The sequence below is a fragment of the Streptacidiphilus sp. PB12-B1b genome (assembly GCF_014084125.1).
Classification (GTDB): domain Bacteria; phylum Actinomycetota; class Actinomycetes; order Streptomycetales; family Streptomycetaceae; genus Streptacidiphilus.
The window spans coordinates 1,578,888-1,595,639 of record NZ_CP048405.1 but is presented as its reverse complement, the minus strand read 5'-3'; the positions used below and the strand labels follow the sequence as shown (position 1 = coordinate 1,595,639).

General features: G+C 73.9%; 14 protein-coding genes and 3 tRNA genes. 3 read left to right on the top strand and 14 right to left on the bottom strand.

From position 1 onward, the window contains the following. Window positions 1-52: 52 nt before the first annotated feature. The 4 genes from GXW83_RS07280 to GXW83_RS07270 form a co-directional block, all read right to left on the bottom strand. Window positions 53-1,279, bottom strand: coding sequence for a glycosyltransferase (locus GXW83_RS07280; protein WP_370466867.1), 1,227 nt, complete (start codon window positions 1,277-1,279; stop codon window positions 53-55). Further along, window positions 1,168-1,857 (bottom strand): hypothetical protein, encoded by a 690-nt coding sequence (locus GXW83_RS35275; RefSeq protein WP_370466590.1) that lies wholly within the window; start codon window positions 1,855-1,857, stop codon window positions 1,168-1,170. The genes GXW83_RS07280 and GXW83_RS35275 overlap by 112 nt, the downstream gene beginning before the upstream one ends. Further along, the gene (locus GXW83_RS07275) at window positions 1,854-3,242 is read right to left on the bottom strand and encodes a nucleotide sugar dehydrogenase (RefSeq protein WP_182442048.1); all 1,389 of its coding nucleotides are present in this window, start codon (window positions 3,240-3,242) and stop codon (window positions 1,854-1,856) included. Before GXW83_RS07275 ends, GXW83_RS35275 begins: the two co-directional genes overlap by 4 nt. A gap of 362 nt (window positions 3,243-3,604) precedes the next feature. After that, window positions 3,605-5,617 (bottom strand): protease pro-enzyme activation domain-containing protein, encoded by a 2,013-nt coding sequence (locus GXW83_RS07270; RefSeq protein WP_182442047.1) that lies wholly within the window; start codon window positions 5,615-5,617, stop codon window positions 3,605-3,607. A 329-nt stretch (window positions 5,618-5,946) separates the two neighbouring features. Here GXW83_RS07270 and GXW83_RS07265 point away from each other — a divergent pair, with 329 nt between their 5' ends. Further along, window positions 5,947-7,296, top strand: coding sequence for a ferric reductase-like transmembrane domain-containing protein (locus tag GXW83_RS07265; RefSeq protein WP_182442046.1), 1,350 nt, complete (start codon window positions 5,947-5,949; stop codon window positions 7,294-7,296). Beyond that, window positions 7,293-8,828 carry an NADH-quinone oxidoreductase subunit NuoF family protein gene (locus tag GXW83_RS07260; protein ID WP_225446818.1) on the top strand — a complete coding sequence of 512 codons (1,536 nt, stop codon included), beginning with the start codon at window positions 7,293-7,295 and terminating at the stop codon, window positions 8,826-8,828. Before GXW83_RS07265 ends, GXW83_RS07260 begins: the two co-directional genes overlap by 4 nt. A gap of 73 nt (window positions 8,829-8,901) precedes the next feature. On the opposite strand, the gene GXW83_RS07255 is transcribed toward GXW83_RS07260, so the two are convergent. The 9 genes from GXW83_RS07255 to GXW83_RS07215 form a co-directional block, all read right to left on the bottom strand. Beyond that, window positions 8,902-8,974: transfer RNA gene (locus GXW83_RS07255), tRNA-Ala, on the bottom strand. Window positions 8,975-9,235: 261 nt separating this feature from the next. Then, window positions 9,236-9,308 (bottom strand) — tRNA-Ala (locus GXW83_RS07250). A 36-nt stretch (window positions 9,309-9,344) separates the two neighbouring features. Next, a tRNA-Ala gene (locus tag GXW83_RS07245) sits at window positions 9,345-9,417 on the bottom strand. A gap of 76 nt (window positions 9,418-9,493) precedes the next feature. Next, complete coding sequence (locus GXW83_RS07240; RefSeq protein ID WP_182447149.1) at window positions 9,494-10,141, bottom strand: histidine phosphatase family protein; 648 nt, start codon at window positions 10,139-10,141, stop codon at window positions 9,494-9,496. Beyond that, window positions 10,138-10,608 (bottom strand): ribosome silencing factor, encoded by a 471-nt coding sequence (gene rsfS, locus GXW83_RS07235; RefSeq protein ID WP_182442045.1) that lies wholly within the window; start codon window positions 10,606-10,608, stop codon window positions 10,138-10,140. The genes GXW83_RS07240 and rsfS overlap by 4 nt, the downstream gene beginning before the upstream one ends. A 112-nt stretch (window positions 10,609-10,720) precedes the next feature. Beyond that, window positions 10,721-12,598 (bottom strand): LCP family protein, encoded by a 1,878-nt coding sequence (locus GXW83_RS07230; protein WP_182442044.1) that lies wholly within the window; start codon window positions 12,596-12,598, stop codon window positions 10,721-10,723. Between the two features lie 61 nt (window positions 12,599-12,659). Further along, a complete protein-coding gene (gene nadD / locus GXW83_RS07225; protein ID WP_182442043.1) occupies window positions 12,660-13,286 on the bottom strand; it encodes a nicotinate-nucleotide adenylyltransferase in 627 nt (208 codons plus the stop codon). An 83-nt stretch (window positions 13,287-13,369) separates the two neighbouring features. Next, entirely contained in the window at window positions 13,370-13,522 is a 153-nt protein-coding gene (locus tag GXW83_RS07220) for a hypothetical protein (protein WP_182442042.1), read from the bottom strand. A gap of 177 nt (window positions 13,523-13,699) precedes the next feature. Further along, entirely contained in the window at window positions 13,700-13,843 is a 144-nt protein-coding gene (locus tag GXW83_RS07215) for a hypothetical protein (protein WP_182442041.1), read from the bottom strand. A gap of 198 nt (window positions 13,844-14,041) precedes the next feature. Between GXW83_RS07215 and GXW83_RS07210 the strand changes: the two genes are divergently transcribed. Beyond that, window positions 14,042-15,121 (top strand): M48 family metallopeptidase, encoded by a 1,080-nt coding sequence (locus GXW83_RS07210; RefSeq protein WP_182442040.1) that lies wholly within the window; start codon window positions 14,042-14,044, stop codon window positions 15,119-15,121. A 44-nt stretch (window positions 15,122-15,165) separates the two neighbouring features. Here the strand turns inward: GXW83_RS07210 and GXW83_RS07205 are convergent, their stop codons facing one another. Then, window positions 15,166-16,626 carry a hypothetical protein gene (locus tag GXW83_RS07205; RefSeq protein WP_182442039.1) on the bottom strand — a complete coding sequence of 487 codons (1,461 nt, stop codon included), beginning with the start codon at window positions 16,624-16,626 and terminating at the stop codon, window positions 15,166-15,168. Between the last annotated feature and the right edge of the window lie 126 nt (window positions 16,627-16,752).

The window sequence follows — 16,752 nt, the reverse complement described above, 5'->3', positions numbered from 1 at the left end:
GCGATGGAGATCAGGGCGGCGAGCAGCCGCCCCACGGCACGCAGGGCCTTCATCAGGTAGCGCTCCTCGACCAGACGCCGCGCCGGATGGTGGCGAAGGAGTACGGCAGCAGCCAGGCCAGCAGCAGCGACGAGAGCAGGCTCATCAGCGGCCGGTAGCGCCAGCGGGTGTCGCCCGGATTGTCGATCTTGAAAGCCAGCCCCCAGACGCAGCCCTTGAGGACGACGCCGCAGAGGTACAGCAGGGTCAGGAAGGCGGCCCCGTTGGCGGGCGCCCAGACGATGTGACGGAACGCCATGATCGGCGCGGCGACCACCCACAGCGCGTGCCCGTAGTACAGCAGCGCCGGGCCGGGCCCGCGCCGCCACATGAAGGAGCCGGTGAAGAACAGGTTCCGGATGAAGCTCTTCTTCCAGCGGATCTGCTGCTTCATGAACGGCCGGAAGTGGGCCGGGACGTTGGTCCACACCTTGGCGGACTGGACGTAGCCGATGCGCCACTTGCGCTCCGGGTAGTCCTGCGCGGTGACGAACGGCGAGTCGGCGTACTTCTGCTTCAGGCCCTGGCCGCGCCAGCGCTGCCCGAGGACGTAGCCGGTGAGCTGGCGGTCGGTGGCGAAGCGGAACGGCGCGCCCATGAAGCGGTCACCGGCCCAGGCCGGGAGGTAGTTGTAGATGGCGTCCCGGCGGAACACGGCCAGCGGGCCGGAGACGCAGGTGACCGAGCCGAAGGTGGACTCGGCGGCCTTGGCCACCCGGAACTGCCCCTCGTACCAGACGTCCTGCATCTTGGTGAACACGGTGTCGCCGGCGTTGAGCGCGCGGGCGTGGCCGCTGACCGCGCCCAGCTCCGGGTGGGCCACCAGGGCCTCGACGCAGCGGGAGAGCGCGTCCGGGGCCAGGATGCAGTCCGAGTCGGAGAAGGCGATGACCTCGCCGTCGGCGATCTCGCAGGCGCGGACCAGGGCGTGCTTCTTGCCGAGGTTCTTGTCCAGGTAGATGACGGTGATGCCGAGCTCGGTCTCCAGCCGGCGCAGCACATCCCGGGTGCCGTCCTCGGAGAGGTCGTCCACCACGATGATCTGGAGGTTCTCGTAGTCGCACAGGGCCATCGAGCGGACGCACTCCTCGATGACCTCCTCCTCGTCCTTGACCGCCAGCAGGAAGCTCACCCGGGGCGTCGCCGAGGAGAGCGGCGGGAAGTCGGCGAGGTCGCGCGGGCGCTTGCGCAGCGTCCGCTCGGAGGGGTCGTCGTAGCGGCTGTACGCGATGAACAGCATCGAGATGGTGCCGACCAGCACGGTGAAGCCGTAGCCGAGGACGAGCGGGCTCTGCTCCAGCCGGGGGCCTCGCGGGCGAGGATCAGCAGCAGCGGCAGCAGGCACAGCAGCGTCAGCACCCGGCGGGTGGCGTGCCGGACGGACGGGTGCATCCGGTCCAGGGTGCGCCGCAGCGGGCCGGGCGGCCGGACCACGGCGGAGCGCAGCGGCGGCAGCGGGGGCGGCGCGGGCCGGAACGAGGGCGCGCGCGGCGCGAGGGTCGCGGTGGCGGCCCCGGTCGCGGCTCCGGCTCCGGCGGTCGCTCCGGCGGCGGCCGGGCCGGTCCAGTCGCCCCAGGACGGCTGCGGCGCGGCCGGCGCGGCTGCCGGGTAGGGCTCGTACGGCTCGTAGGACGGGCCGCCGTACGGCTGCTGCTGCCCGGCGGACGGCTCGTACGGCTGCTGCCCGTGGCGGGGCTGCTCCGGGGGCTGCGCGCTCCAGGACTCGTACGGGTCGTACGGCTGGTGCTGCGGCTGGTAGGGCTCCTGCGGCTGGTAGGGCTGGCCCGGCTGGTGGGGCTGGTACTGGCCGTCGGTCACAGGATCGCCCTCGCCGGAACCGAGTCGAGCCGGTAGGTGGCGTCCAGCACGTTGGGCAGCTCGGCCAGCCAGCCGAGGTCGGCCCCGGGGTGGACGGTGTGCACCAGGACCAGGTCCCAGCTCTCGGTCTCCGGCGCGTCCTCGCTGAGCAGGACGTCGTCGCCGAGCCGCAGGGAGGGCACCAGCGGGTCGGCGAAGTGCACCTTCGCGCCGTCCTGGTGCAGTTCCTCCAGGATCTCCAGCGCGGGCGACTCGCGCAGGTCCGCGACGCCGGGCTTGTAGGCGACGCCGACCAGCAGCACCCGGGCGCCGGAGACGCTCAGGCCCCGGTCGGCCAGCAGCTCGCGCACCCGGCGGACGACCTGCCGGGGGCGGCCGGCTATCGCCGTCATGGCGGCGTCGATCAACGGCGAGGATATTCGCTTGGCCCGCAGCTGCCACAGCAGGTAGTGCGGGTCGCAGGGGATGCAGTGGCCGCCGACGCCCGGGCCCGGGTAGAAGGGCATGAAGCCGTACGGCTTGGTCGCGGCAGCCTCGATGATCGGCGAGGGGTCGAGGCCGAGGCCGCGGCAGTCCTCGGCGAACTCGTTGGCCAGGGCGATGTTGACGGCCCGGAAGGTGTTCTCCCAGAGCTTGGTCATCTCCGCGTCCTCGGGCGAGGGCAGGACGTGCACGGAGGGCGCGGTGCGCCGCAGCACGGCGGCGGCGCGCGCGGTGGAGCCGGCCCCGCTGCCGCCGACCACCCGGGGGGTGGACTCCTGGGTGTGGCGGGCGTTGCCCGGGTCGATGCGCTCGGGCGAGAAGGCGACGAAGACGTCCTGGCCGACCACCAGGCCGCGCTCGGCCAGCGGCTTCACCAGCAGGTCGCGGGTGCTGCCGACGTAGGTGGTGGAGGTGAGCACCAGCAGCTGGCCGGGGACGGCGTGGGCCACGGCGGTGGCGCAGGCCGCGGCCATGGCGGTGAGGTCGGGGACCTGGTGCCGGTCGACCGGCGTGGGCACGCAGATCAGCACGGTACGGGCGCGGCGCAGCTCGGCCGGGTCGGCGGTCAGGCTGAGCCGGCCCTGGCCGTCGGCGGTCCGCGCGTCGGACGCGCTCTGCGCGTCGTCGGCGGCGAGGCAGTCGGCGAGCCGCTGGTGGTCGCTGGGCAGCAGGTCGACCTCGCGGCGGCGGATCGCGTCGAGCCGGGCCTGGCTGGCGTCGAGGCCGATGACCTCGTTGCCGGCGGCGATCAGCGCGAGCGCGGTGGGCAGGCCCACGTAGCCGAGGCCGACGACGGCGACTGCCGCCGTCGCGTGCTCCGCCGCGTGTTCTTCGACCAGCTCCGCTGCGTCGAGCGGGATCAGGCCGGGGGACGAGCCCGCAGCAGCGAGTTCGACAGGCATGGGGAGGGGCATGAGGTGGGCTCCGCAGACGGGATCGGTGTGGCGTCGTCGCTGACCGGCCGCATGCGTAGAACCGCCGCGCGCCTGACCCTGACGGAAACTCAAGCCGTCGATCGATTCTCAGCGGTGGTAAGAGTCGCGTGGCCAGGTTGTGTAAGTCAAGTGAAGACTGCCTCCCACGAGGCTGTCTGTTTTCGATATTTGATTACCTTTTATGGACCTGAAAAGCACCAGTGTGGGGCATTTGCGATCGTTGACGCTCGGGTGGCTTTCAGGCAAGCGTGATCGTTATGTCATCTCCTGGCAACGCGGCGTGCGGTCACCGCTGCTGTGGGTGACCGCACGCCTTCCGTCCGTGTGCGTCAGCCCTTGAAGCCCTTGAAACCCTTGGCGTACGAGGCGAGGTAGCCGGGCGCGGGCGAGCCCACCCCGGTGACGTCGTCGTAGCCGGCGGTGGCGTGCAGCGAGGAGTCGTGGCCCATGGTGCGCAGGCTGACGTCCTTCCCGTAGGCGTCGTCCACCCCGTCGTGGAAGTCGACCCGGACCTGCGCCAGCGCGGTCTGCGGACCCAGCGGAGTGTCCGTCACATCGTGGAAGGCGGGTGTGCTGTAGCGCTGGTAGATCGCCGGGTTGGCGAAGCCCAGCGGCGCCCCCTGGGCCTGCTCGGCCAGGGCCTGGACGGCGGCGAAGACCGGGCAGGCGACGCTGGTGCCGCCGACCCTGAACTCGCCGTACCCGACCGACCCGTCGGGCCAGGTCTGGGTCTGGCCGACCAGGAATCCGGTGCCGCTGTCGGCCACCGCGGAGACGTCCGGCACCACCCGGTTGCGTCCGCCGTGGGCCGCGTACAGCGCGGCGGGCACGACCGGGTACTGGTAGAGCGGCTCGGGCACGCGGGCGCTGGTGCCGCCACCGCCGCCGCTGAGGAAGTCGCCGGGCAGCGGGCCCCAGCTGCGGCCGTCGCCGGCGAGCGGGGAACTGGCGGTGCCCCAGCCGGTCTCGAAGCGGTAGCCGCCGGAGGCGTCCAGAGCCAGCGAGGTGCCGCCGACGGCGGTCACCCAGGGCAGGTTGACCGGCGAGCCGACGGTCTTCGCGCCGGAGACGGCCTGCTCGTCGCCGTCGTCGCCGCTGGAGAAGTAGAAGCCGATGCCCTCGACCGCGCCGCGCATGAACGTCTGGTCGTAGGCGGCGTCGATGGACGAGTCGGTGTCGGTCTCCAGATCGCTCCAGGAGTCGCTGACGATGTCGGCCAGGTGCCCGTCCACGACCCGGTCCAGGGCGTCGGACAGGTCGGCGTCCTGGCAGGAGGCCGCGCCGACGTAGACGATGCCCGCGTCCGGGGCGACGCCGTGCACCGCCTCGATGTCCAGGCTCTGCTCGCCGTACCAGCCGGCCGCGCCGCAGCCGCCGGGGAAGGCGTCGCTCGCCGCGACGGTGTCGCTCCAGACGGCCGGATCCACCCGGCTGAACTGGCCCTGGCGGTAGGGGGCGTCGCCGTGGGCGGCGGCGTAGGCGGCGACGTCGGAGCCGATGGTGGGCGAGTCGTAGGCGTCCACCACGGCGACGTTCACGCCGCGGCCGGTCAGGCCGGTCCCGTCCGCGCCGTAGGCCCGGCGCAGCTGCGCCCCGTCGAAGCCCTTGATCACGTACGGCTGGGTACGGCCGTAGGCCGGCGGGTAGGCGGTGGCCGGGGAGGCGCCGAAGTAGGCCGAGAACGGACCGGAGTTGGCGTAGCCGGCGGTGGGGCCGGGGAGGATGTCGCGGCGGCTGCCGTGCACGGCGCGGTGCGGCGCGTCGTCCAGGCCGGTGACGGCGAGCACCGCCTTGGCGACCGCCGCGGGGGCGGTGGCCGTGGCGGACGGCGCGGTGTAGGTGTGGCCGTCCTTGCGGTAGGCGTGCAGCCGGGTGCCGAAGGCGCGCTGGACGGCGGCGGCGTCGCCGCTGACGCCCAGGTAGTGCGGGGTGGTCTCGGTCACCCGGAAGCCGGAGGCGGTGAGCCAGGAGCGGACGGCCGCCACCTGCCGGGGGGTGGTGCCGAAGCGCCGGGCGACCTGGGCCGGGGTCAGGTAGCGGCCGTGCTCGGGCGAGGCCGGGTCGGAGACCGACCGGGCGAGCGCGGCCAGGCCGGCCGGGTCCTGCCCGGCCAGGTAGACCCGGGCGGCGACGGGGGCGGAGGTCGCCGCCTGGCCCTGGTCGGCGGCCTGCGCCGTCCAGGCCGGGACGGTGCCGGGCAGCGGGACGCGGGGCGACAGCGGGATCCGGGGGGACGGCGGCTCGGCGGCGGCGGAGCCTGCCGCGAGACCGCCGGCCAGCAGCAGGGGGATCGTCAGAAGTGCTGCGGTACCGGCCTTCGACCGTGACCAGCTGCGATGCATGGGACACCTCTCTGATGACAGCGCATGTGTATGAAGCGTGCGCAGTGAGAGGCGGCGTCGTGCGTACCGCAGCGCCGATGACCGGTGGGATCGGCTGATTATTCATCAGTTTGGGTGCGCGGCAGCTGCGCGGCAGGTGCGCAGCAGCCCGCGCGGACGGGCACACCGGCCGGACAGTCGTGCGTGTGCGCGAACGGTAGGCCACGCCGCTCACCCATGTGCACGGTTTCGCGTGACCCGGCGCACGGGGTCGGGGCGCGGCTAACATCACGGGAACGTCACGGTGGCGGGGGGTCAGGACGCACCGTACGACGACTCGGAGGCCCTGCGTGAGCGCGCACAACCACGGCACCGTACGAGCCAACCGCACCACCGCCGCAAGCACCGCCACCGGCAGAGGGGGACGCGCCGCCCGCCGCACCCGCACCCGCACGGCGCGCGGCGCGCGCACCGCCGGACGCGCCGCCGGACGCGCCGATCGCGCCGGGCACCCGCCGCACGGGCGCACCGCACGGACGCCCGGGCCGCCGCCGGCCCTGCTCGGACTGCTGCTCCTGGCCGCCGTGACCGGCGCGGCCCTGCTCGGGGCGGGGTCGCTGCGCGGCACCGGCCCCGGCCGGGCGCTGGCCGACACCGCCGAGCAGACCCTGCGGTTCCTCGACTACATGGCCGGGGTGCTCACCCTGCTCTCGCTCACCGCGGCCGTCGTCCTCGGCCTGGCCGCCACCGACCGGCTGGTCCTGACGCCGCGCAGCCGGGTCTCGCTGCAGTCCGCGCACCGGGCCGCCGCCGTGGCCTCGCTGGGCTTCCTGGTCATCCATGTCGCAGTCAAGGTCTACGACCAGGAGGCCGCCCCGATCGCCGCGTTCGTGCCCTTCGCGGGCGGGTCGTCGCTGGCCGTCGGCCTCGGTGTGATCGCGGCCGATCTGATGGTGCTGGTCGCCGTCACCGGCGCGGTACGCGGCCGGTTCGCGGCCGGGCACCGCCCCTGGCTGTGGCGGGTCCTGCACGGGACGGCCTACGCCTGCTGGCCGATCGCCCTCTCCCACGGGCTGACCGCCGGACGCTCCGCCGCCGTGTGGGTGCTCTGGGGCTACGGCCTGTGCGCGGCGGCCGTGGCCCTGGCGCTGACGGTGCGGGTGCTGGCCGCGCTGGGACGCCGGTCTGCGGGCCGCCGCGCCCGGCAGTCCCTGCGCGGCTACCGGCCCGCCGACACACCCGAGCACGCGACGGCGGCCGACGAACAGCTCCTGCTGGCCACCCACGCCCCGCTGCCCGGTACCCGCGGCCGGGCCGACCCGCTGCTGCGGCCGTCCCGTCCGCCCCGCCCGCCGCAGGAGCAGCACCAGGCGCCGGAGCAGCAGCCGTACGCCCCCTCGTACGGCTACGACGCGTACGCCTACGCCGCATACGCCTCCGGCGACGCCCTGGGCGACACTGGGGCGCGCCCGCACCCGGCGCTGGCCGAAACGCCCCCGCACGGCTTCGCCTACCCGGTGGAGACGCTCACCGCCGCCTATGCGCAGCCCGGCGGGCAGCCCGGCGGGGGCGCCGACTGGGGGGCGCTGACCTGGGACACCCCGCCGCACGGCGTCCCCGCCGCCGTCCCCACTGCCGTCCCGGCCGGCTTCCCCGGGCCCGCGCCGTACGCGCCGGTCGAGCACGGGGGCGGCTGGTGAGCGCGCCCGAAGTGCTGCGGCTGGGCCCGGCCCGGCTGACGGCGGGCCTGGACCAGCACACCCGGCTGGACCTGCCCAGCCACCGCCTCGCCCACGGCCCGCTCCCCTGGTTCGACCGGGACGATCTGCTGGACCTCGTCGAACGCATCGACCTGCGCGGGCGCGGCGGGGCAGCCTTCCCCTTCGCCCGCAAGGCCCGCGCCGCCGTGACCAGCGCCGACCGCAGCGGCCGCCCCCCAGTGGTGGTGGTCAACGCCACCGAGGGCGAGCCCGCCAGCGCCAAGGACCGGATGCTGCTCACCCGCGCGCCGCATCTGGTCCTGGACGGCGCCTGCCTGGCCGCGGCGGCCTTCGGCGCGGAGGAGATCGTCGTGGGCGTGGCAGCCGGAGGCCCGGGCGAGACCTCCGTGCCCCGCGCCCTCGGCGAGCGCCGACGCGCGTACCAGCGGGCGGGCGAGGGCGCGATGCTGCTGCTGCCCTGCCCCGCGCGGACCGTCTGTCTGCCGGACCGCTTCGTCTCCGGCGAGTCGGGCGCGCTGATCCGGGGCATCTCCGGGCTGCCCGCGGTCCCGCCCGCCCGGCGGGCGCGCGCCAGCGACGGCGGGCCCGGCGGGGTGCGCGGCCGGCCCACCCTGCTGTCCAACGCCGAGACGTACGCCCAGCTCGCCGTCGCCGCCCGGCTCGGTCCGGACGCCTACGCCGTGGTCGGCACCCCGGCCGAGCCGGGGACGCTGCTGCTCACCGTGGTCCGTCCCGATCAGTCCCCCCTCGTCGTCGAAGTCCCCGCCGGGGCCCGCTTGGGCGGCGTGCTGGACGCCTGCGGGGTGGACGCCGGCCAGGGGCTGCTGGTCGGCGGCTACCACGGCGCCTGGCTGCGCCCCGGGGACGCCGTGCAGGCGCCCGTCTCCCGGGCCGGGCTGGCGGCGCTCGGCGGGACACTCGGTGCTGGTGCAGTCATAGCACTGCCCACCGACACCTGCCCGATCGGCGAGGTCGCCCGGGTCACCGCCTGGCTGGCGGCCGAGTCCGCCGGGCAGTGCGGTCCCTGCCGCCAGGGGCTGCCGGCCACCGCCGACGCCCTGACCCAGCTGGCCGGCGGCGGGGGCGGGCGCTCCGCCCTGGACGAGGCCCGGCGCACCATCGCCTCGGTGCGCGGCCGTGGGGCGTGCGCGCACCCCGACGGCACGGCGCGGCTGGTGCTCTCCGCGCTGGCGGTGTTCGGCGAGGACCTGGCCGCGCACGAGTCCGGCCGGGGCTGCCGCCGCCCGGTCCGCGGTGTGCTGCCGCTGCCCGGCGACCGCGCCTCGGCCCTGCCGCCGAGCAGCGGCCCGACCGCGACCCTGGAGGTCGACTGGGCCCGCTGCGACGCCCACGGCCTCTGCGCCACCCTCGCCCCGGAACTGGTCTCGCTGGGACCGCACGGCTACCCGGTGATCAGCCCCACCCCGATCGCCCCCTGGCTGGAGCACAGCGCCCGCCGCGCCGTCCACCAGTGCCCCGCCCTCGCCCTCCGCCTCAGTCGGACCCCCTGAGGGCGCGGCCGCGCCGCGCAACGACGAGATCCCGCCCGATCGCGGGGATCGGACGGGATCTCGTCGTACTGTGTGGAGCTACGGGGAATTGAACCCCGGACCTCTTGCATGCCATGCAAGCGCTCTACCAACTGAGCTACAGCCCCAGATGTCACGCTGCGGTGCCCCGCGGCGACAGGCACTACTGTACACGGTCGGACTCGGTGCTCACCAATCCCTTCCCCCGCCTCCGACCTGCGGGATCGGAGGTGTGACGGCGGTGGGCGGTCAGCGTGACGGCGGCGGGCGGTCAGCGTGGCGGCAGGGGCGGGCGGGTGCGGTGGGCGAAGGCGCTGAGGCCCGGCGGGATCTGCGGCCCGGCAAAGCGAAACCGCCCCCGGCCGGGCCGGAGGCGGTTCGTATTCCTGTGGAGCTACGGGGAATTGAACCCCGGACCTCTTGCATGCCATGCAAGCGCTCTACCAACTGAGCTACAGCCCCGTACTGTTCTGCTGTCCTGCGTCAAACTGTCCTGCGTGGAGCTACGGGGAATTGAACCCCGGACCTCTTGCATGCCATGCAAGCGCTCTACCAACTGAGCTACAGCCCCATTGCCCTGCACATACTGTGCGAACGAGGAAGACTTTAGCGGCAGGGGGGCCGAACTGCGAAATCCGGCCCCTGCCTCAGCTGTCGTCGCCGAGGACCGGCTCGGGCAGCGTCCCCGCGTTGTGCTCCTGCAGGCGCCAGCCGCGCGCGCCCTCGCCCAGCACCGACCAGCAGCAGTTGGACAGGCCCGCCAGGGCCTCCCAGTGGTACGGGTCGAGGCCGAGCAGTCGGCCGATGGCCATCCGGATGGTGCCGCCGTGGCTGACCACGACGACCGTGCCGGAGTCCGGCAGGGCCTTCACCGCGTCCAGGACCACCGGCACGGCGCGGTCGGCGACCTCGGTGTTCAGCTCGCCGCCGCCCCGGCGGACCGGCTCGCCGAGCCGCCACAGCCGGTACTCCTCGCTGTAGCGCGCCTGGATCTCCTGGTTGGTCAGCCCCTGCCAGACGCCCGCGTAGGTCTCCCGCAGCCCGGCGTCATGGGTGACGTCCAGGCCGGTGACGGCGGCCAGCGCGGCGGCGGTGTCCGCCGTCCGCTGCAGGTCGGAGGAGATCACGGCGTCCGGGCGCAGGGCCGCGAGCAGCCGGGCGGCGCGCCGCGCCTGGGCGTGACCGGCCTCGGTCAGCGGGACGTCGGTGCTGCCCTGGAACCGCCCCTCCAGGTTCCACTGGGTCTGACCGTGCCGCCAGAAGACGATCCGGCGACCGCGTGCTCCCCCGTTCAGCGCAGGCTCCGATCAGCCTCGGCCTGCAGCACGGCCTCCACGTGGTCGAACTCGTTGGGCTCGCGGACGACGGTCTCCTCGTCCGGGCGGTTGCGGGTGGCGACGGCGTCGGCGGGCAGCTCCATCTCGGGGCAGTCCTTCCACAGCCGCTCCAGGCTGTAGTAGGAGCGCTCCTCGGCGTGCTGGACGTGGATCACGATGTCCAGGTAGTCGAGCAGGATCCAGCGGCCCTCGCGCTCGCCCTCGCGGCGCACCGGCTTGGCGTCGAGCTGCTTGTGCAGCTGCTCCTCGATGCCGTCCGCGATGGCCTTGACCTGGCGGTCGTTGGGCGCGGAGGCGACGAGGAAGGCGTCGGTGATGGCGAGGACATCACTGACGTCGAAGGCGATGATGTTGTGGGCGAGCTTGTCGGCCGCCGCCTGGGCGGCGGTGTTGACGAGCTCGACGGCACGGTCGGTAGCAGTCACGGGGTGCTCTCGGTTCGGGGACGCGGGTACCCTCCAGGATCTCATGAACGGCGGACCGCCCGCTCAGCCCTTTTCGGCTGGCCGCGGGCCCGCTTCGGCGCGCCCCGGCCGGTCAGTCCTGGTGGTAGTCCCTTCCCAGGACGACCAGCAGGTCCACCGTCTGCTGGGTGGTGACCTTCCTCACGGCGGTGGCCGGCAGGTTGAGGTCCTCGGCCAGTCGGCGGGCGTCGGCGGCCCGGGAGTCCTGGGTGTAGCTGATGGTCGAGGCGGCCTGGGGGGCGGCGGTGGTGCTGCCGGGCACCCAGGTGTAGCCGTTGTTGGTGATGGTGGCGCCGGCCAGGTTGGTGTTGTTGGCGTCGCCGGAGGCGTTCACCAGCGAGACCCGGGCGGCGGCGGTCTGGCCGCTGCCGCTGCTGACGCTGCCGCCGAGGAGCTGCTGGGCGACGCTGTCCGCGCCGGCCCCCAGCGAGCCGTCGGCCTGCACCGGCAGGGTCGCGGTCTGGTACCTGCCGGAGGCGGCGTCCGTGGACAGCGCCGCCAGCAGCGCGCCCAGGGTGGAGTCGGGCAGCGACGGGTCGGCCACCTCGCCCATGGCGGTGATGTCGGCCGCGGCCGAGGTCGGGTCCTGCGGCATGGCCTTGATGACGCCCTCCAGCACCTGGCCGAAGCGGGTCAGCTGCGCGCTCGCGTCCTCGCCCGGGGCCTGGTAGGTGGCGTAGGCGACGGCGGCCGCGCCGTTGACGGTGGAGGTGCCCGGCTTGACCAGCACCTTGCCGCCCTGGGTGATGGTGGTGTCGGAGTCGATGGTGATCCCGTTCAGCCGGTCCACCAGCACCTGCAGGAACGAGGTGTACAGACCCCAGCTGGCGGTGACGTCGCTGCCCAGCAGGGTGTTCAGGCCGGTCCGGATCGCCGCGTTGCCCTGGGTGTCCACGCTGGAGGCGAGCGGGACCAGCTGGCCGCCGCTCTCCTGCGGCACGTTCAGATTGCCCGGGACGAGCAGCGTGGTGGCCTTGTGCGTGCCGGTGTCGGAGACCAGCAGGGCGGTGTAGACGTGGTCGGACAGGTCGTGCAGGTGGACCGCGATCACCTCGCGCCCGGAGGCGGCGGCGACGGTGTGCCGGGAGGAGCCCAGCCTGCCGGTGGCCAGCAGGTAGCCGGCGCCGCTGCCGGCCAGCACCACCAGGGCCACCGCCAGGATCAGCACCCGGCCGCGGATCCGGCGGCGGCGCTCGTCCCGGCGCTCGCCGCGGGTCTCGCTGAACTTCATCCAGTCGATGACGTCCTCGGACTCCTCCGCGTCGTCGACGAAGGTGAACTCCTCCATGCCGTACCGGTCGGCCGGGCCGCGCGAGGCCGCGCCGGGGGCGGCGGGGCGGGTGCGCTGCGGCGGCACCGGCCGGGCCCCGGCGGGCGCGGGGCGCGCGGCGGCCGGGGCGGCGGGCGCGGGCGGCGCGGGGGCGGCCGGGGGCGCGGCGTACGCCTGCGCGGCGGGCTGGGCGGCGGCGGGCTGGGCGGCGGGCTGCGCGGCGGGGTAGCCGCCGGGGGCGGCCTGCGGGGCGGCGTACGGGCCGCCGCCCGGGTAGCCGCCCGCGCCGTACTGGTCGGCCTGGTACCCGCCGGCGGCGTAGGGCGCGGCGGCGCCGTACTGGCCGGTGTCGTAGCTGCCGGTGTCATAGCCGCCGGTGTCGTACGCGCCGGTCGGGTATCCGCCGGGGCCGGGACCGGGGGCGGTCGGCTGCTGGGGCTGTGCCTGCTGCGGCACCTGCTGGGCGTCGTAGCCGTACGGGTAGCCGGGGGCCTGGTACGGCTGCTGCTGGTAGCCGTACGGGTCCGGCTGGGCCGGGGGCTGCTGCTGCCCGTACGCCGCCGGGGGCTGCTGCTGGGGCTGCTGCGGCTGCTCGTACGTCGGCTGCTGCGGCTCCTGGGGGTAGGTCTCCCAGTACTCGGGCGTGGGCTCCGGGTACTGCTGCCCGTCGTTTCCGGTCACGCCGCCTCTATCCCTGGTCCGTCGCCGTACACGTGCTGACCGCCCCTGCCCCGCCCGGCGCTCATGCGCCGAGGTCCCGGTAGAGCTTGCGCTTGTCGATGTAGCGCACCACCTCGTCCGGTACCAGGTACCAGACCGGCTCGTCCCGGGAGACCCGCTGGCGGCAGTCGGTGGAGGAGATGGCCAGTGCGGGCACCTCGACCAGGGACACGCCGCCGGCCGGCAGACCGGGGTCCGTCAAAGTGTGCCCTGGACGCGTCACTCCGATGAAGTGGGCCAGGCTGAACAGTTCCTCGGCGTTCCGCCAGGAGAAGATCTGCGAGAGCGCGTCGGCGCCGGTGATGAAGAAGAGGTCCGCGTCGGCGTGCAGGGCGCGCAGCTCGCGCAGGGTGTCCGTGGTGTACGTCGGGCCCTTGCGGTCGATGTCGATGCGGCTGACCGAGAACTGCGGGTTGGACATGGTCGCCACGACCGTCATCAGGTAGCGGTCCTCGGCCGGGGACACCGGTCTGCCGTCCTTCTGCCAGGGCTGGCCGGTGGGCACGAAGACCACCTCGTCCAGGTGGAACTGGCTCACCACCTCGCTGGCGGCGACCAGGTGCCCGTGGTGGATCGGATCGAACGTTCCGCCCATCACCCCGAGGCGCTTCTTCACGGGCGTGTCCGCGGATTCAGCCTGCTCTCCCATGACGCGTCACTGTACGTGATCCGTCCGGCGTTCGAACGACCCGGCCGCGCGGGCTGCACGGCACGGCCGGGTCCGGCAGGGGCCTAGCGGTCCTTGTTGAAGCGGGTCACCGCGAAGAGCAGGATGAGGAAGATGATCAGGGCACCGCCGCCCGTGACGATCGGGTTGAGGCTGGCGTGGTTGCCGCCGTCGTCCGCGAGCAGGGAGAGAACAGGGGCAACCGCGGGGAGGCTCATCGTGGGGGACCTTCTGGCTCGGAGGCGTGTGGGTGCCGATCAATCCCGCCCATGCTACGGGCAGCCCCTCGGCAACCGCACGGCGGCTCCACACGTCTGACACCGCGTGTGCCCCGATCGAGTGCGCCGTCACCGGCGCGGGGGCGTCCGGGAGGCGGGTGCCGCCCGGGGGCGCGGTCAGTCCCGGTAGCCGCGCAGCAGGAAGAAGGCCATGATGACGACGCCCACGACCGAGACGATGACGATCGTGCGCAGGAACATCCCCGGACCGGAGCCGTCGGAGATGGCTGCCAGCTGGTTCAGGGCGGTGGTGGTGCGCATGGGCGTGGCTCCTCGTGGGGTGCGACCGGTAGGTCCCAGGTTAGACCGCCCGGCGCGGCGGTCTTTCGCCGGGACCGGGTGGGCTGACAGTGGCCGGGCGTACTGTGTGCAGCCAGGGGACGAGTGGCAGACAAGGACGGCGGGGGCCGGGCGCGCGCGCCGCGGGGGTCCGCCACTGATCGGGAGGGACGCAGTCAGATGACCGAATCCAGTGACAGCAGTGTGCCCAGCCGTCGGCGCAAGCGGTTCCCGGGCATCTCCACCCGGGCCTGGGAGCACCCGGCGGACCGCTCCGCCCTGGTCGCGCTGCGCAAGCTGAGCGGCTTCGACGACATCCTCAAGCGGCTCGGCGGGATGGTCTCCGAGCGGGCGGTCCGGCTGATGTTCCTGGCCTCGGCGGTCCGCAGCTCCGAGCGCCAGTTCTCGCACCTGCACGACATGGTCCGGGACGCGGCGTACACCCTGGACCTGGAGAAGGTCCCGGCGCTGTACGTCACGCAGGATCCGGTGCCCAACGCCATGTGCATCGGCATGGACGCCCCGGTGATCGTGGTCACCACCTCCCTGGTCGAGCTGCTCGACGAGGAGGAGATGCGGGCGGTCATCGGGCACGAGGTGGCGCACGCCATGTCCGGCCACGCCGTCTACCGGACGATGCTGCTGATCCTCACCAACATCGCCACCAAGATCGCCTGGGTGCCGCTGGGCAACCTGGCGGTGCTGGGCATCATCACCGCGCTGAAGGAGTGGTTCCGCAAGGCCGAGATCTCCTGCGACCGGGCCGGGCTGCTGGTCGGGCAGGACCCGCAGGCGTCCATGCGCGGCCTGATGAAGCTGGCCGGCGGGCACCACCTGCACGAGATGAACACCGACGCCATGCTGGAGCAGGCGGAGGAGTACGACCGCGCCGGGGACCTGCGGGACAGCGTCATCAAGCTGCTGCAGGTGCTGCCGCAGACGCACCCGTTCGTGGCGGTGCGGGTGCGCGCGATCAAGCAGTGGTCCGAGGGCGAGGAGTACAGCTCGATCATGGCCGGGGCCTACCCGCGCCGGGATCAGGACGCCGACGCCTCGGTCACCGACCAGGTGAAGGCGGCGGCCGACTCGTACGCGCAGACCTTCCGGGACACCAAGGACCCGCTGTTCGGCCTGGTCCGGGACATAGCGGGCGGCGCGGGCGATCTGGGCGGCAAGCTGCGGGACGTCTTCACCGGCGGCAGCCGGGGCTCCGGCGGCGCCGCGCCCGGCGGTGCGGAGCCGGATCCGGCGGCCGGCTGACGGCGGCCGGGCTCCCGGGGCCTCGGCCTCTGGGGCCCGGGTCCTCAGAGCGTCGGTCCGGTCAGCACCCCGCACACGGCCCAGGCCGGGCGGGTGTGGTCGAAGGGGTCGACGCTCGGGCCCGGCGCGGCGCCGGCGGCGGGGGTGGGGCCGGTACCGGTGTGCTTGCCCGCCGAGCCGGTACCGGGCGTGCCGGTGGCGGCGGGGGTGGCGGTCGGGAAGATCGGCTGCAGGTAGGAGCTGACGTCCGCGCCGCAGTTCATCGGCCCGGCCTGCACCACCGAGTTGACCAGCTCAACCTGGTCGGCGTTGAGGTCGTTCTGGGTGAACAGGTAGCTGATCTCCCGGCGGACGGTGAACAGCACGGTGGGCTGCTGGGCCGGGGCGGCTGCGGCGGCCTTGGCCGACGCGGCGGCGCCCGCCTTGGCGCTCCCGGACGCACCCGGCTTGGCCGAAGCAGTGGCCGAGGCGGTCGCCGAAGCCGTAGCCGAAGGGCTTGCGGCGGAGGCCGATGCGGTGGCGGTCGCCGGGGCGGGGGCCGGGCTGAGCGCGTACACGAAGGTGTAGTCGCTGGTGACCTCCAGCGCGCCCACGTTCAGCTGCTGGTAGGCCAGGGTGCCCTGGAGCCGGATGTCGTCGGGGGCGGCCAGCCGGACCTTGGACGGGTCGAAGCGGATCAGCCAGCCGAGCACGTCGTGCTGCTGGTCGTCCCGGGGGTCGGCCAGGCTCTGGTCGAACTGCTGGTGCTGGCCCTCGGCCAGCAGCGCGCGCACCGAGTCGGTGCTGCCGCCCATCAGGATGCCCGGGTCCAGCGAGGAGGCCCGCAGGTAGTTGTAGACGATCTTCAGCGCGTGCAGTACCTGGTCGCTGCTGAAGTCGGCGGTGTGGTGCGGCAGCGGGAGCTGTATCCCGGCCGCGCCCACCAGGTAGTCCGCCAGCGGAGTCCCGGCGAAGGGCCCGGGCGGAACCGGGGCGGAGGGCGAGGCCGACGGGCCTGCGGAGGGCGAGCCCGAGGGCGAGGCGGAGGCCGGGGCGGAGCCGGACGCCGCGCCGGAGGGCTGCCCGGCGGGGGCGGAGCCCGAGGCGGTGCTGCCCGCCGTGCCGGAGGCGGTGGCGGCGTCGGTGCCGGAGGCGGACGCCGCCGGGGTGCGCGCGCCGGTCGGGATGCCGCCCGCGCCCGGCTGCAGCGGGATCACGGTCATGGTGAGCTGGGCGGTGCTGGCGGCCGACCCGTCGTAGGGGTGCTTGCTGCCCATGTAGACGGCGGCGGCGAAGGCCAGCGAGATCAGCAGCATCAGCGCCAGGGCCTGGCGCGGCAGGCCGCCGGAGCGCCCGCCGCGGCGGCGGATCGGCCGGGTGCCGGCCGACATGCGCTCCTGCGCGGAGAGCTCCTGTATCCGGGCAGCACGAATGAACGACTCGTCGAACACGACAGGTCGAAAGTCGTCCTCGCCCCCGGAACCGCCCTCGGGCGCGCCCTCAGGAGGCTCTGCCCGGCCACCCATGCTCCAAGGGTAAGTCGCCGCGAAGGGAGTGCAGTGCCTCAGGGGTCAAGTTCTGCTACGGATTTGACCTTGGTCATTCTGAAAGGGCGTCGAATTGCACCCGGACGATGACAGTTGGTCAGCAAA